14 protein-coding genes are annotated in these 20,858 nt (G+C 62.3%); 4 read left to right on the plus strand and 10 right to left on the minus strand.

The annotated features are described in order from the left end of the window. Positions 1 to 225: 225 nt before the first annotated feature. Positions 226 to 840 (minus strand): recombinase family protein, encoded by a 615-nt coding sequence (locus ABH944_RS17005; protein ID WP_404609315.1) that lies wholly within the window; start codon positions 838 to 840, stop codon positions 226 to 228. A gap of 728 nt (positions 841 to 1,568) precedes the next feature. Between ABH944_RS17005 and ABH944_RS17010 the strand changes: the two genes are divergently transcribed. After that, positions 1,569 to 5,732: a CheR family methyltransferase gene (locus ABH944_RS17010; RefSeq protein ID WP_404609443.1), complete on the plus strand. Its 4,164-nt coding sequence runs from the start codon at positions 1,569 to 1,571 to the stop codon at positions 5,730 to 5,732. 45 nt (positions 5,733 to 5,777) lie between these two features. Here the strand turns inward: ABH944_RS17010 and ABH944_RS17015 are convergent, their stop codons facing one another. From ABH944_RS17015 to ABH944_RS17035, 5 genes are all read right to left on the minus strand, one after another. Then, a complete protein-coding gene (locus ABH944_RS17015) occupies positions 5,778 to 6,920 on the minus strand; it encodes an acetate/propionate family kinase (RefSeq protein ID WP_404609316.1) in 1,143 nt (380 codons plus the stop codon). Between the two features lie 5 nt (positions 6,921 to 6,925). Next, positions 6,926 to 9,313: a phosphoketolase family protein gene (locus ABH944_RS17020; RefSeq protein WP_404609318.1), complete on the minus strand. Its 2,388-nt coding sequence runs from the start codon at positions 9,311 to 9,313 to the stop codon at positions 6,926 to 6,928. A 192-nt stretch (positions 9,314 to 9,505) separates the two neighbouring features. Beyond that, entirely contained in the window at positions 9,506 to 9,946 is a 441-nt protein-coding gene (locus tag ABH944_RS17025; RefSeq protein ID WP_404609319.1) for a hypothetical protein, read from the minus strand. Positions 9,947 to 10,043: 97 nt separating this feature from the next. Continuing rightward, a complete protein-coding gene (locus tag ABH944_RS17030) occupies positions 10,044 to 10,424 on the minus strand; it encodes a DUF3175 domain-containing protein (protein ID WP_404609444.1) in 381 nt (126 codons plus the stop codon). 119 nt (positions 10,425 to 10,543) lie between these two features. Next, positions 10,544 to 11,464, minus strand: coding sequence for a LysR substrate-binding domain-containing protein (locus ABH944_RS17035; protein ID WP_404609321.1), 921 nt, complete (start codon positions 11,462 to 11,464; stop codon positions 10,544 to 10,546). A 108-nt stretch (positions 11,465 to 11,572) separates the two neighbouring features. On the opposite strand from ABH944_RS17035, the gene ABH944_RS17040 reads away from it, so the two are divergent. Next, the gene (locus tag ABH944_RS17040; protein ID WP_404609323.1) at positions 11,573 to 12,841 is read left to right on the plus strand and encodes an MFS transporter; all 1,269 of its coding nucleotides are present in this window, start codon (positions 11,573 to 11,575) and stop codon (positions 12,839 to 12,841) included. A gap of 49 nt (positions 12,842 to 12,890) precedes the next feature. Here ABH944_RS17040 and ABH944_RS17045 read toward each other — a convergent pair whose 3' ends face one another. Then, a complete protein-coding gene (locus tag ABH944_RS17045) occupies positions 12,891 to 13,193 on the minus strand; it encodes an ArsR/SmtB family transcription factor (RefSeq protein WP_062088100.1) in 303 nt (100 codons plus the stop codon). 272 nt (positions 13,194 to 13,465) lie between these two features. Here ABH944_RS17045 and ABH944_RS17050 point away from each other — a divergent pair, with 272 nt between their 5' ends. Further along, positions 13,466 to 14,335, plus strand: a complete 870-nt coding sequence (locus tag ABH944_RS17050) for an NAD-dependent protein deacetylase (protein ID WP_404609446.1) — start codon at positions 13,466 to 13,468, stop codon at positions 14,333 to 14,335. On the opposite strand, the gene ABH944_RS17055 is transcribed toward ABH944_RS17050, so the two are convergent. Continuing rightward, positions 14,332 to 15,183 carry a PA4780 family RIO1-like protein kinase gene (locus ABH944_RS17055; protein WP_062088001.1) on the minus strand — a complete coding sequence of 284 codons (852 nt, stop codon included), beginning with the start codon at positions 15,181 to 15,183 and terminating at the stop codon, positions 14,332 to 14,334. The genes ABH944_RS17050 and ABH944_RS17055 overlap by 4 nt on opposite strands. A 936-nt stretch (positions 15,184 to 16,119) precedes the next feature. After that, positions 16,120 to 16,605, minus strand: coding sequence for a hypothetical protein (locus tag ABH944_RS17060; RefSeq protein ID WP_404609457.1), 486 nt, complete (start codon positions 16,603 to 16,605; stop codon positions 16,120 to 16,122). On the opposite strand from ABH944_RS17060, the gene ABH944_RS17065 reads away from it, so the two are divergent. Then, on the plus strand, positions 16,586 to 18,172 hold the full coding sequence (locus tag ABH944_RS17065; RefSeq protein WP_404659427.1) for a hypothetical protein: 1,587 nt from the start codon (positions 16,586 to 16,588) through the stop codon (positions 18,170 to 18,172). The two genes, ABH944_RS17060 and ABH944_RS17065, sit on opposite strands and share 20 nt — an antisense overlap. 77 nt (positions 18,173 to 18,249) lie before the next feature. Here the strand turns inward: ABH944_RS17065 and ABH944_RS17070 are convergent, their stop codons facing one another. Next, positions 18,250 to 20,355, minus strand: a complete 2,106-nt coding sequence (locus ABH944_RS17070; protein ID WP_404609326.1) for a phosphocholine-specific phospholipase C — start codon at positions 20,353 to 20,355, stop codon at positions 18,250 to 18,252. Positions 20,356 to 20,858 lie beyond the last annotated feature (503 nt).

A 20,858-nucleotide genomic window follows, 5' to 3' on the forward strand; every position in this document is an offset into this window, starting at 1 on the left:
GGCGCCCGGCGTTTTAAAACACTCCGGATGTTGCGGTCACATTGGCGGCCTGAAATCAGTTGCATCGAAAGCAAAAAGTAATAAAGACCTGTGCAGGTCCCTTTGACATCGATTTTCGGCCGATACGCCTGCGCACTGAAACACAGCAACAGCGAGCAGATTGTGCTGGCGGAAGACGACGCACCGGTGATGGACGCCTTCTTTAAGCCTGCCCGTTCGCGCGGCTTAATGCTGCACCGGCGGTGACTGCACGGCGGCGGTCTCGCGCGATGCCGCGTCGCGCAGGCGGATGATGGTCTGGCGCGACGTGCTGAGAGCCCGTGCGATTGCCGTCACGGTGCTGCCTGCGGCCAACGCATTCAGCGCTTGCTGCCGTTGTGAGTCGGACAACGAGGCGGGACGTCCCTGATGCGTGCCGTCCTTCTTGGCGATGGCGGCCGCATCGAGTGCGCGGGCGCGTTTGGCGTCGTGCTCCAGTCCCGCGGCAAGCTGGAGCATGCGGATCGGCGAGCCTGTGCCGCTCGCGCAAAGATCGCTCTTGCCCGCCTCGAGGCAGATGACGTGCGCCCCTTTGGCCGCCAGCGTAGTGAGCGTCGACACGGCGTCGCTGATGCTGCTTCCCAGGTAACCGAGGCGCGCGACCACCAGTGTGTCGCCCGGCTTGATGCGGCGGATGGCCCGCTGCAGCGCGATCCGGGACGCGGCGCTCATGGCATGACTGCAGTGATCGACCAGCACGCAACCCATGTCGACCAGGAAGCCGGCCGCGTCGATCTGGAACAGGTCGTTGTCGCGGCTGTCCTGATTGCCTGCAGTATTGATGTACACGATAAGGGTCACGAGGCGTGCTCCGATAATGCCTTGCATGGCCCGCCGGCAGCGCCGCGGCGGCACCGGCCAACCGCTGCGGCTTGGTCCATGTTAGCAAACTGGCGGCCAATGCGTGTCACGCGGAGCCCATGCGCGCGGCCGCTTGAGCGAACCGGCTTTGCGCTGCGTCGCGGCGGGGCGATCTGAGGCAAGTCTTGTTTTCGAGGAAGGAAGTCGGTGTATGCCCGAACGCATATAAATGAGTTTATGAAGGGGCATCCTGTTTGCTCGGCTATATTACGAATGCATCAGCGAGACCCGCTGGGGCAGGAATGACCGGTCGATGCCAGGAAATCACCTGAAGCCACTCTGCCGGTGCTCCTACCCCAAGCCTGCATTCCAAAGAACCAGGCGAGCACGCGCAAAAAAGGTGGCCAAAGCCCGCGCTGTGCGGCAGTTTGCCGGAGTGCCCGACGACCCGGGCCGTCGAATAGGGAGCGGGCACATGCGCGAGACGCACTAAAAAAGTGGCCGCCCGTCCACAAGAAATGGCGCGTGAATATAATGAGCGCCGCCTGAGCCCCGCAGATAGAAACCGGGTGATCCGATACCCTCGCGCAGCACGCGGATGAGCGTGCTGCGCACCGCTTTGCCCGGCTGCTGTTAAGAGCATCGGTTCGAACGCGTAGTGGTATCTTTAATCCATCGAAGCACCCCGAACCGAGGGCCCTGGAGTGAGCGAAACTACAACATCAACGGTGCCGCCGGCAGGAGAAGACGCGCCGGGCGTGGTTCATCGCTCGAGTTCGCTGGATTTCCCTGTCGTCGGGATTGGCGCGTCCGCGGGAGGCGTCCAGGCGCTGCTGCGCTTTTTCGAGAACGCGCCGTCCGACATGGGCATGGCGTTCGTCGTGGTCCTGCACTTGTCGGCGAAGCATGTCAGCAGTGCGGACAAGGTGCTGCAGAACGTGACCCGAATGCGCGTGTCGCAAGTCGGCGGGCCCACCGAGATAGAAGCGAACCACGTCTACGTCATCGCGCCGGGCAAGAGCCTGACGATGGCGGATGGTTACCTGAACGCGCGCAATGCCGAGCCCACGGCGGGCCGGCCGGTCACTATCGACCGGTTTTTCCGGAGCCTGGCCGACGCGCATGGCCAGCGCGCAATGTGCATCGTGATGTCGGGCACGGGCAGCGACGGCGCGGTCGGCATTGCCAGCGTGAAGGAGAAGGGCGGCGTGACGCTCGCGCAGGAACCGAATGACGCGGAATACGCCGAGATGCCGCAGAACGCGATCCTGACGGACCAGGTCGACCTGGTGCTGCCCGTGGTGGAAATGCCGCAACGGCTGCTGGATATATGGAACAACGCCAAGCGCATCGCCTTGCCCGAACTGGACGCGGTGACGCTGGGTCCGGACGACCGGGCCGACCGCCGGAGTGAAGCCGAACTTGCGTTACAGGCCATTTTGTCGACCTTGCGTGCCCGCACCGGTCACGACTTCCGTTTCTACAAGCGGGCGACCATGCTGCGCCGGATCGAGCGGCGCCTCCAGGTCAACGGCGTACCGGACCTCATTGCCTACCGCGACCTGCTGCGGGACAACCCGCGCGAAACCTCGGCCTTGCTCAAGGACATGCTGATTGGCGTGACCAGCTTTTTCCGCGATCGGGAAGCGTTCGAGTCGCTCGAACGGGGCGTGCTGCCAGCCTTGTTCCACAACAAGGCCGACGGCGACCAGGTTCGTGCGTGGGTTGCGGGATGCTCGTCGGGCGAGGAGGCCTATTCGCTTGCCATGCTCCTGTGCGAGCAGCGCGATGCGTTGCATTCCTCTGCCAATATCCAGGTGTTCGCTACCGATATCGACGAAAGCGCCGTTGCGCGCGCGCGGGCCGGACTCTACCCCGAGTCGATCATGACCGACGTTCGCCCCTCTACGCTGCGGCAATTCTTCGTCAAGACCGACTCGCGCTTCGAGGTCGTGAAAAGCGTGCGCGAGAAGATCCTGTTCGCCATGCACAACGTGCTGCGTGACCCGCCGTTCTCACGGCTCGACCTGGTTTCCTGCCGCAATCTCCTGATCTATCTCGACCGCGGCGTGCAGAACCAGGTGCTCGAGATGTTCCACTACGCGCTCTACCCCAACGGGTACCTGTTCCTCGGCAGCTCGGAGTCGGCGGACTCGGTCGAAGAACTGTTCTCCGTGGTCGACAAGAAGAACCGGATCTACCGGGCGAAAGCGGCGAAGCTGCCGAACCGCCCGGCGCTGGCGTCCCCTTCGCTGCTGATGCAAGGACGTTATACGCACGACGAAGAGGTGGGGTCCGCGTTGCTCCCGGGGCGCCGCAATTTTTCGTTCAGTGCGTTGCACCAGCGCGTGCTCGAGCAATATGCGCCGCCCAGCGTGATCGTGAACCGCGATTCGAAGATCGTGCATATGTCGGACAACGCGGGACGTTTCCTGCGCTATGTCGGCGGCGAACCTTCGAGCAACATGATTGCCGTCGTGCTGCCCGAGTTACGGCTCGACCTGCGTACCGCGCTGTTCCAGGCCGCGCAGACGGGCAATAGCGTGGAGGCCCGGCGCGTCAAGCTGCAGCGCGACGGCCGCCCGTCATACGTCAACATGACCGTGCGCCCGTTCCATGACGCCGCCGCCGACGCCGACTTCCTCCTCGTCCTGTTCGACGAGGTCCAGGAAGCGATGACGGAGAGCAGGCCCACCGTGGAGCATCAGACGGGTAGTGACACCGTGATGCAGCAGCTTGAACAAGAGCTGCATTCGAGCAAGGAGCAACTGCAGACCACGATCGAGCAGTACGAGACCTCGACGGAAGAGCTGAAGGCGTCGAATGAAGAACTGCAGGCGATCAATGAGGAGTTGAGATCGGCGACGGAGGAGCTCGAAACCAGCAAGGAAGAGTTGCAGTCGGTGAACGAGGAGCTCATCACCGTCAACGCGGAACTGCAGGCGAAGATCGAGGAAACCGGCAAGGCCAATGATGACCTGCAGAACCTGATCACTTCTACGGACATTGCCACTATCTTCGTCGATCGCGCGATGTGCATCAAACGCTATACGCCGAATGCGGCCACGGTGTTCAACCTGATCGGCGCAGATGTCGGGCGTTCGTTGTTCGACATCACGCACCGGCTGGTTTATCCCGAACTGGCAGAGGACGTAAGCGCGACATTCCAGTCGTTGCGCCTGACCGAGCGCGAGGTCACAACCTCGGACGGCCGCTGGTTCCTCGCGCGCGTGCTGCCTTACCGGACGGCGGACGACCGCATTGACGGCGCGGTGCTCAGCCTGGTTGAAACCACGGCGCGCCACCGCGCGGAGGCGAACGTGCGGGCGGGCGAGGAGCGCCTGAGACTCGCGGCACAGACCACGAACGACTTCGCGATCATCGTGCAGGACGCCGAAGGCCGCATCGTCAGCTGGAATGCCGGCGCCGAGCGTGTCTTCGGTTATACGGCGGAGGAAGCGATCGGGCAGAACATCGACGTGATCTTTTCAGCGGAGGATCAGGGAGCGCGCACGGCGGCGCACGAACGCGAGGCCGCGCAACGCGAAGGCCGTGCCGACGACGATCGCTGGCATGTCGCAAAGGGCGGCCGCAAGGTGTATTGCAGCGGTGTGGTGACGCCATTGTCGGATCCGAAATTCACGGGCTACGCGAAGATCGTGAGGGACCTCACGGACCGCAAGACACAGGAAGACGCGCGGCAGTCGCAACTCGCGGAGGAACGCGCGGTGAGGGCGCAGGCGGAGGCGGCAAACCGGCTCAAGGACGATTTCCTGGCCGTGCTGTCGCATGAATTGAAGCACCCCCTCAACCTGATCCACGTGAAGGCGGAGATGTTGCCGCGCATCCCCGAGGCGCGTGGCGTACCGGCAATCCAGCTCGCGGCCGACGCGATCCAGCGGGCCGTACTCGGCCAGGCGAAGATCATTGACGACTTGCTGGACTTGTCGCGCGTGCGTACCGGCAAGCTGGCGCTGAACCTGGCGATGGGCGATATCGCGGCCATGCTGCGGACCATTGCCGATGCAATCGAGGCGGACGCGGCATCAAGGGGCATCGAGCTGTCGTTCGAGGGTCTGGACGAACAGGTGTGGACCAAGGTGGACCCCGTACGCTTCGACCAGATCATCTGGAACCTGCTGAGCAACGCGCTGAAGTTTACGCCGCGCGGCGGCTCGGTTTCCGTTCGCCTGACCTGCGAGGAAGACGAGGTGCGCATCGATGTCACCGACACCGGGTTGGGGATCGATGCGTCGCTGTTGCCGCATATCTTCGAGATGTTCTCCCAGGGAAGCGAAGCCCGCCGCAAGACCGGCGGCGGCATGGGCATTGGCCTCGCGCTCGTCAAGCAACTCGTGGAGATGCATGCGGGCAGCGTGCTCGCCCATTCGGACGGGGTGGGGCACGGCACGCGGATGAGCGTCTGGCTGCCGCTGGTCGACGGCCGTCTTGCGGGGGAGCATGCGCCGGAAGAGCGTAGCGGATCGCTGGCGGGGGTACGTTTGCTGGTGGTCGACGACGACTCAGAAACCGCGAGCGCATTCGCGGCTTTGCTGCAACTCGAAGGCGCGCTGGTCGCTACCGCGCACGACGGCAAGGACGCACTCGTGCTGCTCGAGCGCAACCACGTGGACCTGCTGGTCTGCGACATCAGCATGCCTGGCATGGACGGCTACGAACTCATGCGCCAGGTGCGGGCGAATCCGCAGCTGGCGCAGCTGCCCGCCATTGCGTTGACAGGCTATAGCGTGGGAACCGACGACCAGCGTGCACGCGCGTCCGGCTTCGACCTGACGCTGACCAAGCCGGTTTCCCTTGACGCGCTGATTGCCGCCGCCGAGCAGGTGTTCTTCTGGCGCGGCGCGCATGGCGGCACGCATGGACATAGCTGACGCATGATGGCTGCCGGCTTGAATCGGCGTACCTTGACGCGCCTTTCAGCCGGTTGCCCGACCCAGCAACGTGCGGCAATGACGTGCAATCTGCCGCTCTTCCTGCGTCTCGATCACGTCGAACTGAACATCGAGAAATTCGAGCCCATCGCAAATGCGTTCACGCACGCTCGCAGCGTGCTCGCCAATCCCGCCGGTGAACACCACGCGGTCGAGACCTCCCATCAACGCGGCATACGCGCCGATGGTCTTTCGTACGGCAGTACAGAAGATATCGATGGCAAGTTCCGCGTCCGCGTCGTTGCGTTGCAGAAGCGCTTGCATATCGTCGTTCGAATCGGAAATGCCCTTCAGGCCGCTTTCGTGATTGATCAGGTGTTCGAGCGTATCGGCGTTGAGTGAGCCGGTACGCATCAGGTAGACCAGCACCCCCGGGTCGAGGTCACCGGTGCGTGTCGCCATGGGAATGCCGCCGGTCGGCGTGAGACCCATGCTTGTATCGATCGAGCAGCCATCGCGAATCGCGCACAGGCTTGCACCGCTGCCGAGATGCGCGACCACAAGGCGTGCCGGAAGGTCGTTGCCGAGCGAAGAGACGATCGACTCGTACGACAGGCCGTGGAAGCCGTATCGGACCACCCCTTCGTCAGCGTAGTGTTTCGGCAGCGCGAGGTGAGTGGCACGCGCGGGCATGGTCCGGTGGAACGCGGTGTCGAGGCAGGCGTAATGCGGCACGTCATTGAATATCTGCTGTGCCAGATCCAGCAGCTCCAGCGCCTGCGGCAGATGCAGGGGCGCGAATTGCACCGCATCGCGCAAGGTCTGTTTCACCTCGGGCGTGATCAGCGCATGGTCGGTCAGATGCGGACCGCCATGCACCACCCGATGCCCCACCGCGGCCAGCGGCTGATCGAGATGCTCATGCAGCGCGTCGGCCACGCGCTGCAACGCGTCGCGCTGCGACTCCATCACATGGTTTTGCGCGACATCGATCGCACCATCCGACGAACGCATGGTCAGCGAGCCGTCGTTGCGGCCAATGCCCTTCGCGCTGCCGGTCAGCCACGGCGTTTCGTCGCCGCTGCCCGGCGGTGTGCCCTGTGTTTTGCCCGGTGTTTTGCCCGGCAGATACACGCCAAATTTAAGCGACGACGAACCGCTGTTGAGCACCAGGATACCCAGGGTCATGGTCTTCAGCCTTTCCAAACCCAGTTACGGATTTCATCGTGGTCAATGCCTTCCGCGTGGGCGTGAGCAATGCTCTCGTTGATCTGGTCCTTGAGCCAGTTCTTCGTATGAGCGCCGGTATCGCGAAGCTGCGGCACACGATCGATTACATCGATACACAGTGAATAGCGGTCGACCTGGTTGATGATGGCGAGCTCGAACGGCGTATTGATGTTGCCCCGCTCGCGATAACCATGCACGTGCATGTTCTCGTGATTCGTGCGGTTATACGTGAGCTTGTGAACGAGCGACGGATACGAATGGAAGTTGAAGATGACCGGCTTCTCGCGCGTGAACAGGGAGTCGAAATCGCGAGCGGATAAACCGTGCGGATGGTCGGTGTCGGGCATCAGGCGGAACAGGTCCACCACGTTGACGAAGCGGATCTTCAGGTCCGGGAAACGTTCCTTCAGTATCTCGACAGCGGCGAGGGACTCCATGGTCGCGATGTCGCCGGCACAGGCCATCACCACGTCCGGTTCGCTGTCCTGGTCCGTCGACGCCCAGTCCCAGATGCCGATGCCCTTGGTGCAATGCGCGAGCGCAGCGTCCATGTCGAGGTACTGCAGGTGCGGCTGCTTGTCCGCGACAATCACGTTGACGTAGTCGCGCGAACGCAGGCAATGATCCATCACGCTCAGCAGGCAGTTCGCGTCGGGCGGCAGGTAGATGCGCACGACTTCGGGGCTCTTGTTCGTCACGACGTCGAGGAAACCCGGGTCCTGGTGGGTGAAACCGTTGTGATCCTGACGCCATACCAGCGAGGTGATCAGCAGGTTCACCGACGGCACCGGCGCACGCCAGTCGAGTTCTTTTTTCGCCTTTTCCAGCCACTTGGCATGCTGGTTGAACATGGAGTCGATCACGTGCACGAAGGCTTCATAGGTCGCGAGCAGGCCGTGCCGGCCCGTGAGCACGTAACCTTCGAACCAGCCTTCAAGCGTGTGCTCGCTGAGCATTTCCATCACACGGCCGTCGGGCGATAACGCACCGCCGTCGCTGTCTTCGGGCTTGATCTCGGCGATCCAGCGTTTGCCCGACGCTTCATATACGCCATCGAGTTTGTTGCTGGCGGTTTCGTCGGGACCGAACAGCTTGAAGGTGCTCATGTTGCGCGTGATGACCTCGCGCAGCCAGATGGCAAGCACTGCGGTGGGCGACTGATACGTGCCGGCGGGATCCTTGACGTCGAACGCGTACTCGCGGATGTCGGGCAGGTCCAGCGAGCGCCGCAGCCGGCCGCCGTTCGCATGCGGATTGGCGCTGATGCGGCGGTCGCCCTTCGGGGCAATCGCACGAAGTTCTTCGATCAGCGTGCCGTTCTCGTCGAAGAGTTCTTCGGGTTTGTAGCTGCGCATCCACGCTTCCACGATCTTCAGGCTCTTCGCGCTGGTCACCGGATCGAGCACCGGCACCTGGTGTGCGCGCCAGAAATCCTCGACCTTGTGACCGTCGACTTCCTTCGGACCGGTCCAGCCTTTTGGTGAACGCAGGACGATCATTGGCCAACGCGGACGCGTGGTGTCCCCCGTCGAACGCGCATGAGCCTGGATCGCGCGAATCTCGCCGATGCAGGTCTCGAGCGTCGCGGCCATCAGTTGATGCATGACGGCGGGATCGTGGCCGGAGACGAAGTGCGGCTTGTATCCGTAACCGGTCATCAGTGCTTCGAGTTCTTCTTGCGGAATGCGCGCGAGGATGGTCGGGTTCGCGATCTTGTAGCCGTTCAAGTGCAGGATGGGCAGCACTGCGCCATCCACCACCGGGTTCAGGAACTTGTTCGAATGCCACGACGTGGCGAGCGGGCCGGTCTCGGCTTCGCCGTCGCCCACCACCACTGCCACGATCAGGTCGGGGTTATCGAATGCCGCGCCGAATCCGTGCGAGAGGCTGTAGCCCAACTCGCCGCCTTCGTGGATCGATCCCGGCGTTTCAGGGGTGCAATGCGAACCAATGCCCCCCGGCGATGAGAACGAACGGAACAGGCGCAGCATGCCGGTTTCGTCGGCGCTGCGATCCGGATAGACCTCGGAGTAATACCCTTCGAGGTAAGAGTTCGACAAGGTTGCGGGGGCACCATGTCCCGGCCCGGAGACGTACATGACGTTCAGGTCGTCTCTCATGATCAGGCGGTTCAGGTGCACCCAGGTGAACGACTGACCGGGGTCCGAACCCCAATGTCCGAGCAGGCGCTGCTTGATGTGTTCCGCCTTGAGCGGTTCGCGCAGCAGCGGGTTGGCGCGTAAATAGATCATGCCTACCGACAGATAATTGCAGGCGCGCCAGTAGGCGTCGATCTTGCGCAATTCGTCGGGGGAAAGGGGGAGGGAGCGGGGAGTTGCCTGTGTGTCCATATCGTGTCCGTTGTATCCGGTGGTTGGAAGGCGGTGTCACTCGATTCGGCGGGTCACTCTTGTGGGTCGCATTCGCGGGTCGCATTCGCGGGTCGCATTCGCTAAGGCATTCAGGCGCTGAGGCGTTATGTATTGTGCCGCGTGCGGCAGGATCATGGCCAGTCACAACCATGACATGGATCAAAGGCAGTGCTATGACCGGGGGTCTTTGCGCGGGGATGTTGCATGCAGGAGCGGGTTGAAGCCGGCGCCCGGCGTTGTCTTGCGCGCGGTTTTAACGGCTCGTTTGCCGCTACGGCCACCGGATAACTGGTTGATCAGATCGCTGTCGGGTTCGTTTTCGGGCGGGCCGTCAGCCTCCTCGGGTTCGCCGTGCTCGTCGGCACTGATACCACCAATATGACCGATCACCGCGAAAAATTCCTTCGATGCATTGCGTAAGGTTCGTCCAGGCATCATGGTCATCGCGACCACTTCGTGCACTGATTTATTGTCGATAGTACGAAGCCGGGGCGCGGTGTTCCAGTCGATTGCGCTGTTGGCGAAGCCCGCTATGACGGATTGCAATACCGCCGGAGAAAGCACGCCGCTGTCGTAGAGACCGATCAGCGTGGTTTCGGCGGCGTCGAACAATCCGTTTGCCGGGGAGGCACGTTTTGCCATTGGTTCCGCGGGGAGGGGGAGTGGCGGATTGGATAGCAAGCCGCGTTCCACTGCTTCCACCCGGCGATCATGGCTTGCGGCCGAACGCTTCGCGCAGGCGCTTCTTGGCGTTATCCAGGGTCGTACGACGCGACTTCGGCAAGTTTCGCCCGGCACGATTGATATAGAAATTCAGCATCGACATGGCGGACTGGAACGGCGTGCCTTTGCGCCGGTTGCTGCGCGTCGATGATTTCTTCAGCGAATCGGCGATCTCCTGCGCGCTGCCGTCCTTGAAGATCTCATGCTCGATATCCATTGCATCGCTCGTTTCCATCACGTGATGCGACCAGCGCCTGGGGTTCGAATGTTGCTTTGGTTTTGCGCGCGCATGCTTTTGACGCGTGGTGTTGCGCTTGCCGCTACTGCTCGTGCTCTTGCTTGTGCTGCTCTTCGATGCGGTCGCCATGTCGCTCACCCGTCGTTTGTTTTCCAGCCAGCTTTCAGCAAAAAACGGGCCGTCGATGGCGGTCATCAGGCGATGCGCGAATGACGTTCTACTTGTTTTTCCCGCGGACGAAGCGCCGCTCAGGCCGCGATCCGGTCCAGCGATGCCGACCCGTCGCGTACGGATTGAAGAATCAACGCTGCGAGTTGCTGCACGGGTGGCGTGGGCGTGACCGACGCGCGCACGAGTGACAGTGCCAAGGACGGCAGCGCGGGCAACCCCAGCTCGTGGCCGTCGAATGCGCTTACGGAAGCGGGCAGACCATAGCGCGTGCGCACGGTGAGTCCAAGTCCTGCCGCCGCGGCGGCCCACAGGCCCGAGAGGCTCGGACTCGTGAATGCCACCCGCCAACGGATATTCGCGCGATCGAGCGCTTCGGTGGCGGCGCTGAAAAACAGGCAGGCGCGGTCGAACGCGACCAGCGGCAACGGTTCTGCCGCATCGGGACACCACGGCAAGGTCGACGAACCGATCCAGCACATGGCAGGCTCTGCGATCCTCTCGTGCCGGTCGCTGCCTGGAAGTTCATAGCCTGCTGAAACCGAATCGTCCCAGATCAGGGCAAGGTCGAGGTCGTTTGAATCGATTCGGCCGAGCAGTTCCAGATTGCGCGCGACCCGCGCTTCGATCCGCACTTTCGGATGTGCGCGCGAGAACCGCCCCAGGACGTCGGGCAGCATGACTTCGCCGAAATCCTCCTGCAGCCCGAGCCGGATCCAGCCCTCGAGGTCGGGGCCACGTACGGCGACGGCGGCTTCGTCGTTGAGATCGACCAGCCGGCGCGCGAACCGCAGCATGGTTTCGCCCGCTTCGGTCAGCGCCAGGTTGCGCCCGGCTTTCTTGAACAGCGGCGCACCCGACTGCTCTTCCAGTTTCTTGATCTGCGCGCTGACGGCCGAGGTCGAGCGCCCGACGCGGTCCGCCGCCTTCGCGAAACTTCCCAGCTCCATGCCGACCACGAAGGTCCGCAACGACGCGACATCGAAATTGGTCTGCGACATAACTAATAGTCCTGTTTTGTCGAATGGTTTCTTCCATATTAATTGATATTCAGGACGATGGTAAAGCGCGACACTGGCCTCAATCGAAAGCATTCAGAGAGGAAAAGCATGGAAACGCCCTACGCAGTTCCCTTGCCGGCAACGGGACGCCGTGAACTGGGCGCGTCACACAGATGGAAAGTGCTCGGTGTCGGCGTGGCCGCGAACGTCAGTTTTTCGGCTGCCGCCGCGGGCATTCCCACGACCGCCGTCTGGTTGCGCGCGGATTATCACCTCGGCAACGCGGCGCTCGGGCTGGCGCTGGGGGCCATGGGGCTGGGCGTGGCGCTCACGGAGTTGCCGTGGGGCGTCGCGACCGACCGCTGGGGTGACCGGCCGATCCTGCTGAGCGGGTTGGCCACGACCGCAGCGGCGTTGCTCTCCATGATGCTGTTCGTCGTGCCGACGCATGGGGCTGTTCCGGGCTTGTTGTGGCTTGTGATGTCGATGTGCCTGGTCGGACTGGTTGGCGGGAGCGTGAACGGATCGAGCGGACGCGCGGTCATGCGCTGGTTCCAGGAAGGCGAGCGCGGCCTGGCGATGAGCATTCGTCAGACAGCGGTGCCGCTGGGCGGCGGGCTGGGCGCGCTGGTCCTGCCCTGGCTCGTGTCCACGGGCGGATTTCGCCCGGTCTACGGGGTGCTGGCGGCGCTCTGCGCGGTCTCGGGCGTGCTCGCGTGGCTCTGGCTGCACGAGCCGCCGGAAGCGCCTGCCGCAGCGCATGGCGGTTCTGGCGCCGCAGTCGCACCTTCGGTCGGTCCGCTGCGTGACCGGATGATCTGGCGTGTGGTGTCGGGCATCGCCATTTTGTGTATTCCGCAGTTCGCGGTGCTGACGTTCGCCACGGTGTTTTTGCACGACTTCGGGCATGTCGGCATAGCGGGGATTACAGCGACCATGGTCACCGTCCAGCTCGGCGCGATGATCATGCGCGTAGCGAGCGGCCGTTTCACCGATAAACGCGGCAACCGGCGAGCGTATCTGCGCGGGTCGACGCTGGTCGCGGTGGCGTCGTTCGTGGTGCTGGGCGCTGCGGTGGAATCGGGCCAACGCTTGCCTGAAGCGTTGCTGATCGTGCTGATCGCATTCGCCGGAATTTGCGTGTCGGCGTGGCATGGCGTGGCCTACACCGAACTCGCGACGCTGGCGGGCAAGGATCGCGCGGGCACGGCGCTCGGGATGACCAACACCGCCGTCTATCTGGGCTTGTTCCTGACGCCGCTGTGCATTCCGCATTTGCTCGCGATCGGGTCGTGGGGCGTTGTCTGGCTGGTTGCGGCTGCCTGCGCGCTGGTGGCTTATCCGTTGTTCCCGAGGCCGGTGGCGCGAGTGTCGTGACGGGTTTGTGATGGGTGCCTGACAGGTTTCGTCAGATCGATGAGGGCGGTTATCGTGTTCTCCCGCTTTCGCCGCTTTCCCATAACCGCCGATACGGATCGAACCATTCGCTGGCGTCTTTCAAGGCCGCTGCGGCGAGCCGGCATGGGCGGCGTTGCGCGTCGCGTTCACGCACGATCAGCCCGGCATGCTCGAGCACCCTGAGATGCTTGGACACGGCGGCGAGCGTCATGTCGAACGGTTCGGCGAGTTCCGACACTGACGCCTCGCCCCGGGCGAGCCGCGCAAGGATTGCCCGCCGGGTCGGATCGGCGAGCGCCGCGAAAGTCGAGTTGAGGAGGTCGGTGGTCACGCGCGCGCCCGGGGGGTCATGAGGTCAGCGGTTCGCCAATCACTGGGTATGGTCGAAACAGATCGCCGGAATGTCAAGGTAAGGAAGAGGGCGTGAGTGCGCCGGCATACGCAGGCTATTTGTCTACAAGTTGGAGGCTGTATTTTGCAAATACAGCCTGACGCCTGTATCTCGGCGATCCAGTCATCGCTTTGGTGCATGTGACCCATCATGCGCCGCCCGACCGGCCCGCGCTCCAGCAGAAAAAGCGTGTTGCCGCTACTATTCCGAAGATGAAAAATCTGACGGATTACGCGTTTCGAGCGCTTTCCAACCCACTCTTCGATTTCGTCGAACGGCATCCACGGCTGTTCGTTTTGTCCGGCGCCGGAATTAGTACGGAATCCGGAATACCTTGCTATCGCAATACGGAAGGGCAGCGTACCGGGCGAGCGCCTATCCTGCTGAAGGACTTCATGGGCTCGGAGCTTGCGCGCCAGCGCTATTGGGCGCGCAGCATGATTGGCTGGCCGTTGGTCGCGGGCGCCGCGCCGAATGCCGCGCATCTCGCGGTTGCACGGCTGGAGCGCCTGGGCCTGTTCGAAAGGCTTGTCACGCAGAACGTCGATGGACTGCACACCAGCGCGGGCAATACGGACGTGATTGAATTGCACGGCAATATCGGCCGCGTGCGGTGCATGGAATGCGGCGACGAGACCTCGCGTGCAGCGCTCCAGCAAAGACTCATAGCCGATAACCCGAGCTTCGTCGGCCTGGCTGCGTTGCCGGTAGCAGATGGTGACGCGCTACTCGAAGGTTATGACTTCGGGGCCTTCCACGCACCGTCTTGTACGCGCTGCGGCGGTCTGCTCAAGCCTGACGTCGTGTTTTTCGGAGAAGGGGTGCCGCGGACCCGGGTGGACGCGGCCGCCGCCGCACTGGATCAGGCCGATGCCATGCTCGTGCTTGGTTCGTCGCTGATGGTGTATTCGGGTTTTCGTTTTTGCGAGTGGGCCGCGCGCGCCGGCAAGCCGATCGCGGCGGTCAATCTTGGGAAGACGCGCGCCGACGCGTTATTGCAACTGAAGGTCGAAGCGCCGTGCGGGCCGACGCTCGATGTGCTGGCGAGCGAACTCGCGCAGCAACTGGATCGAAGTGCTTAACTATCGAGTTCCTGCTCGCGTCTCACCCGCGCTTCCTCTTCAAGCCGGATGTCTTCAATCTCCTGCATCACGGCTTCCAGATCCACCGGGGTGGTGTCGACTTCCACGTGACCCGTGAGCTTCGTATCGACGGTGAGCAAACCCGCTTCGTATAACGCCCACATCTCCTTGCCGTAACTCGCCTTCAGCAATTCGGGCGCGAACTGGCCGAAGTAGGTCGCGAGGTTATCGACGTCACGTTGCAGCATGGACGCCGCTTCGTTGTTGCCGGCGGCGTCCACCGCCTGCGGCAAGTCGATGATCACCGGACCGTCGGCGGCCAGCAGGATGTTGTATTCGGAGAGGTCGCCGTGAATCATTCCGGCGCACAACATGCGAACGACCTGGCTCAGCAGCAGTTCATGCAACTCGAGCGCGCGCGCGTGGCTCATGTCCACGTCATTCAGACGCGGCGCGACGTCGCCTTCGGCATCCACCACCAGTTCCATCAGCAACACGCCATCCGTGCAGATATACGGTTGCGGCACACGCACGCCGGCGTTGGCAAGCCGGAACAGCGCGTCGACCTCGGCGTTCTGCCACGCCTCTTCCTGCATCTGGCGGCCGTAACGCGTGCCTTTTTCCATCGCGCGCGCCTGCCGGCTGTTTTTCACCGTCCGGCCCTCGCGGTACGAAGCCGCTTGCCGGAAGCTGCGCTGCTTCGCGTCTTTATAGACCTTCGCGCAACGCGTGGAGTCGCCGCTGCGCACGACATAGACGGTCGCTTCCTTGCCGCTCATCAACTGGCCGATCACTTCGTCAATCAGACCTTCTTCCAGCAGCGGCTGCAGCCTTTTTGGGGTTTTCATACGGCCACCGCATAGGGGAGGACTTCGCGGAAGCCGCGAAGGGGGTGGCAGGCGGGTAGGCAGGAAATTGGAATCATGGCGGATTATAAAGGCAACACGGATTTGCCCGGGCAGAAGCGCTTGCGCGTGCTCGGGACGGACCGGTTTCCATCGGCCATTCAAGCTGGCAACGCGGCGCCGAAAGTGCCTCTGCGACTTTGCTCCTTGTCTTGCCGTTGCCTGATCGATTGCGTTGAATCAGCCACGCCGGCTTCACAAAAAGAGGCAGCGCCCGTCTTTCCAGCGCGTTCACACCTCATTCGCTTGGCGAGCGTGCCATCGGACACCCTGTTTCAACGCCAGGAGCATTTCCAGATCAGGAATTTAAAGTGCATTCACAAAAGCTTTTCAGTGCGGATTCTTATTGCTGCATGTGCACCGGTGTCCGAACGTTTACCCTGCTAATTCCGCCACCCTCACCCCTCTCCAGCAACGAAATGTACACTCCGCGCCCCTCCCGGCACTCGTTAAAAAATGCTTCTGTTTTGATACATGCCTTTGGCGCGAGAAGGTGATATTTGTCTAATCAATCCCTTAATACATCGCTATTTATGACAACACAACCCTTGCAAGCGATTTTATTGGCGTTGTTTAATTAGACGATATTCGGAATTACCGATTAATAATCAGACGTTACAACGTGTTACGTCTTTTTTACTTTATCAAAACGTTTCGTCTGTGTAACATTCATTCCGGCAAGTAGGCAGAACGTACGTTCTTTTGGCCGCGTTTTTTTTGGCGGATTTTGCCAGCGGTCCTGCCAGCCCCTTCCTCCTGTTCAATCGTTGCCGAGCTCCTCCAGGGCGCTTGGAGGAGAAGGTTTGCCCGGTTCAGGTTCATCGCTACGATCAGGCAGCCATTCAAAATGAAAACACACTCCTTACTCAATTATTCAGTTTATTCAGTTGTGCTAGCGTTGGCGGCATGCGGCGGCGGTGGCGGAGGGTCAAGCGATCCCGCCAGCTCCGGTTCCACCGCGGCGGTCAGCGGCGGTGCGGGTACGACCGCGAGCGCATCGGGTACGTCATCGGGCACATCAAGCACGGCCTCCGGCGCGGCGACAACCGGTTCCTCCAGCGGATCGGGCGGAACTGCCGCGACCACGGCGGGCACGACAACCGGCACCACGGGTTCGACCGGGGCGGCTAGTCCCGCTGCTGTCGTTTCGCCCTCGGCGGTTGCCAGCGCCGCGGCGCTGGCCATGACATGTGCGTCGCCGGTCACGGCCACCAGTTCATCGGCCAGCGGCGTCATCACCGCCGATACACCGAGCACCGACGGCACGCGCATGTTCGCTTCGGGCAGCACGTTCCCGATCGCGATTACCGCGAGCCCGTCGAGCGCCGACACGCTCGCGTGGTCGGTGAGCGACAGCCTGGGCAACACCGTCGCCAGCGGCAGTTTCCCCGCGCCGGCCGGCTCTAGCACCACGACGCTCAATTGCACGTCGACGCTGGCCGGTTACTTCGCGATCTCGGCGACCCTCGCCAAGGCGGGCGGCAGCGTGCAGACAGCCGGTACGCGTCCGACCGGGATAGCAACCTTCGGTGTGCTGCCCAATGTGACCGCGAGCGTGCCCGCGCCGACCTATGCGCACCAGGAGCAGCATCGTTTCGGCATGCAGGGGTTCAACGGCTGGACCGCGATGCTCACTGCACTGGGCATTTCGTCGACTATCGACGACCGCGAACTGTCGGCCATGGATCCGAACGGACCCAATACCTGGACACCCGCGGTGACCACTGCCGACACCGGTTATTCGTCGGGCCAGATCATGCGGCTCGTGCGGCTCGACGGGATTCCGGCGTGGGACAGCCCGACCGGCGCTTACAACGACAGCTCCTATCTGCCAGTCGATCAGGCGGGATACCAGGCTTACATGAGCCAGGTCGGTTCGAACACCGAAGCAATGCGCCAGGCACTCACGCCTGCAATGGCAAAGAACTACTACCAGGTGACCTGGGAGCCGGACTGGCTGGATACGAATGCGAACTTCGTTCAGCTATATAAACTGGTCTATACGGGCCTCCACGCCACTGATCCGAATGCGGTTGTGATGGGAACCGCCGAGCCGTTTCCGCAACTGACCACGCAGCGCCTGCAAACCATGGCGCCGCTGGGCCTGGCGCAGTATCTGGACGGCATCGCGACGCATGGGTATTACGACGCGGGCACCTCGCCGTCGCATCCTCCCGAGCGTCTCGCGACCGACCCGAGCCCCGCCAACGCCGCAAATGCGCTGATGAACCAGATGCGCGGCCTGCGCCAGGAAATGCAGAAGGACTATAAGCCGGGCATGAAGCTGTTCGCGACGGAAACGGGTATCAGCTATGACATCGGCACATCATACGGTCCCAACTATCCGACCGCGAATGTCCTGTTCGCGCAGGCCGCGGTGGTGGCGCGCACGCACATCATCCTGCTGGGCGAAGGGGCTGACCAGACCTACGTGTTCTACGGTGCGGACTATCCGGCCGAACCCGGTTACGGCACGTTCTTTGACCTGGCTGACCCGCAGGGTGCGTACGGCGCGTCGAACGTGAGTCCGAAGCCGGCAGCACTGGCGGTCGCGGCAATGACGCGCGTGCTCGACGGCACGACCACGCTCGGACCGGTGAACGGCACGCCATCGGGTGTCTATGCGTATGGATTCCAGCAACGCGGCACGGGCATTCCGATCACTGCACTGTGGACCCACAGCAACGCGGTATGGAGCGTGAATACGGGCTTCAGCCAGACTTATAGCGTGAGCTACAACCTGAGCGTCGATGCAGCAGGCACAAGCGGTACGGTGCAGGTGCTGGACTGGATGGGCAACGCGTCGACGGTGGCCTACAACAACGGCGTGGTCACGCTGAACCTGACTGAAATGCCGATGTACGTGATATCGAAGAATGCGAGCGTCGCACAATCGAACTCGACGGTGCCGCTGGGCTATCTGGGTACCTGAAGCCTGGTCGTGTGCTGAATGGAAAAACGCTGCTGCGAGTGAACTCGCAGCAGCGTTTTTTATTGATACCGCCGGCTTCAGCTTCCGAGCGCCGGGTCAGACATGCTGGTCTTGCCTGTTTCCACGTGTCCTGCAAGACGCCGCACGAAGCTGGTGTCCGACGCAATGGTGACGCTCAGGTCGTACCAGCCATATGACCCACGCAGGTCGAGATAGAGGCTTTCGCTGTCGCCGCCACGCACTTGGCGCGTGATGACCGTGCCGGGTGTGTAGGCGTTCGCTACGCTGAACGTGCAGCTCGCCGTGCCCAGGTTCTTCAGGCGCAATTGCAGGTTGCCGTTGGCGACGTCGTAACCCTCGGTGACTTCCGGCAGCGCCTGCTTGTCGTTCCACCAGTTCTGCTGGACCGCCGTGCCAGTAAAGCGGCGCAGGAAGCCGTTCGGACCGTACACGATGAAGTCATACGTGTTGGTAGCGGTCAGCGGGAGCTGATCCTGCAGGCGTTTGCCGGCTTCGACCGTGTAGCAGCTCGGCGCCGTCTGGCTGTTGGCCGTGTACACGAGGAAGGTCGCGCCGGCATTGCCCGTGTTGATGAAGTCGAAGGTCACGCCTTTGCCCGTGTTCGTGTGGGCATGAACAAAGAACTCGTAGGGCAGCGCGCGGGCAGGGCGAACGCCGGGTTCCTGTTTCGGCACGGCCTGGACCGCGGGCGGCACCGGTACATAATCAGGATGACGAATCTGTTGCGTAGGGGCGTAACCGCTCGTGTCCGGCAAGGTCGGAAATGCGGCGTTCGGGTTCTTGAAATTGAATGCGGACGTCAGGTCGCCGCAGATTGCCCGGCGCCACGGCGTGATGTTCGGTTCGGTAACGTTTGCACCCGAGCCAAAACGCTTTTCGATAAATTGAATCACCGAGGTGTGGTCGAACAGTTCCGAGCACACGTAACCGCCTTTCGACCAGGGCGACACCACCAGCATCGGCACCCGCGTTCCAAGGCCGTAGGGACCTGCCTGGTAGCTGCTGCTGCCGGGGAAGATTTCATTCACGGTACTGACCGTGGATTTGCCGTTGGCGGGAGACGAGGGCGGGAACGGCGGCACGACGTGATCAAAGAAACCATCGTTTTCGTCGTAGTTGATCAGCAGCACCGTCTTGCTCCATACCGCCGGATTCGACGTCAGTACCTGCAGCACCTGATCGACGTACCACGCGCCGTAGTTGGCCGGCCAGTTCGGATGCTCGGTGAACGCTTCGGGCGCGACAATCCATGAGACTTGCGGCAGCGCGTTGTTTTGCACGTCGCGCTTGAGGATATCGAAATAACCGTCGCCCGCCGCCGCGTTCGTGCCGGTGCGCGCCTTGTCATACAGCGGATTGCCGGGCTGCGCGTTGCGATACTGATTCAGGTAGAGCAGCGCGTTGTCGCCATAGTTGCCGATGTACGCGTCGCTGGTCCAGCCCCACGAGCCGTTTGCGTCGAGCCCGGTGCCCATGTCCTGATAGATCTTCCACGAAATGCCCGCGTTCTGGAGCACTTCCGGATACGACGACCAGCCATACCCGAGTTCGGCATTGTCGACCACCGGACCGCCGCCGTTGCCGTCGTTGCCCACCCAGCCGGTCCACATGTAATAGCGGTTCGGGTCCGTCGACGAGTTGATCGAGCAGTGGTACGCGTCGCAAATGGTGAAGGCGTCGGCGAGCTGGTAGTGGAACGGAATGTCCTGGCGCGTGAGATACGCCATCGTGGTCGTGCCTTTGTACGCGACCCACTGGTCGTAACGGCCCTGGTTGTAAGCACCCTTGCTCGTGGTCCAGTCATGCGGCAGGTCCTGGATGAACTGGAGGCCGAGATCGGGCGCGCTGGGCCGGAACGGCAGCACTTCGCCGAGTCCCGCAGCAATGGGCTGATTGAAGACCGGCTGGCCGTTGGGAAGCTGTACGGCGCGGGTATCGCCAAAACCCCGTACGCCCTGGAGCGTGCCGAAGTAATGATCGAAGGAGCGGTTTTCCTGCATCAGAACGACGATGTGCTCGACGTCCTTGATATTGCCATGCTGGTTGTTCGCTGGAATCGCGAGTGCGTTGCGGATGCCAGCCGGCACGATGCCCAGTGCGGTGGCGGAACCGGCGGCCTGTGCGGCTGCCCTGAGAAAGTCACGTCGGCTTTTTAAGGTCATGGGTCTCTGTCGGTCGTGGGGGGAAGACTTGATCGGGCTCGCCGGCCGCTTTCATGTCGCCTTTGTGTCACTCGGCCTCGTGGATAACCGGGGGCAACAAAGGATCGGAAGCGGTGGCGGGCGGGGGAGCTTGCGTAAGACTGGACGTCGTTGTTGCCGGCTGGGTTTGCTGCAAGGCCCAGCGCTGTATGTCCGACGATCCCGGTGAAGCAGACGCATCGGATTGCTGAACGGAAGAAGATGAAGAAGGGGGCAAAGAAGACGAGGACGCGGATGGAGATGCCGCGTGCTGGTCACGGTCACCGCACGCGGCAAGCAACGTGCACGCGAGCACGGCGCCGCACAGCCATTCGATACGGATTGATCTACTGGGCACAAGCGTCCTCTGGACGGTTTGCGTGGGGGCGCCATGCGACTACAGATGGCGCCGGGAATGAGCAAGCCAGAGGATAGGAATTACACGTGTAGGAATTATTAATTTATAGAAATAATATCCGCATCGT

It is taken from the genome of Caballeronia udeis, from assembly GCF_044909315.1.
Lineage (GTDB): Bacteria > Pseudomonadota > Gammaproteobacteria > Burkholderiales > Burkholderiaceae > Caballeronia > Caballeronia udeis_A.

What these genes read in the sequence shown, in the direction of transcription:
- ABH944_RS17015 (WP_404609316.1), bottom strand. Translation starts at nt 6,920, where the DNA reads ATGACCCTGGGTATCCTGGTGCTCAACAGCGGTTCGTCGTCGCTTAAA.
- ABH944_RS17020 (WP_404609318.1), bottom strand. Translation starts at nt 9,313, where the DNA reads ATGGACACACAGGCAACTCCCCGCTCCCTCCCCCTTTCCCCCGACGAA.
- ABH944_RS17030 (WP_404609444.1), bottom strand. Translation starts at nt 10,424, where the DNA reads ATGGCGACCGCATCGAAGAGCAGCACAAGCAAGAGCACGAGCAGTAGC.
- ABH944_RS17035 (WP_404609321.1), bottom strand. Translation starts at nt 11,464, where the DNA reads ATGTCGCAGACCAATTTCGATGTCGCGTCGTTGCGGACCTTCGTGGTC.
- ABH944_RS17040 (WP_404609323.1), top strand. Translation starts at nt 11,573, where the DNA reads ATGGAAACGCCCTACGCAGTTCCCTTGCCGGCAACGGGACGCCGTGAA.
- ABH944_RS17050 (WP_404609446.1), top strand. Translation starts at nt 13,466, where the DNA reads ATGAAAAATCTGACGGATTACGCGTTTCGAGCGCTTTCCAACCCACTC.
- ABH944_RS17055 (WP_062088001.1), bottom strand. Translation starts at nt 15,183, where the DNA reads ATGAAAACCCCAAAAAGGCTGCAGCCGCTGCTGGAAGAAGGTCTGATT.
- ABH944_RS17070 (WP_404609326.1), bottom strand. Translation starts at nt 20,355, where the DNA reads ATGACCTTAAAAAGCCGACGTGACTTTCTCAGGGCAGCCGCACAGGCC.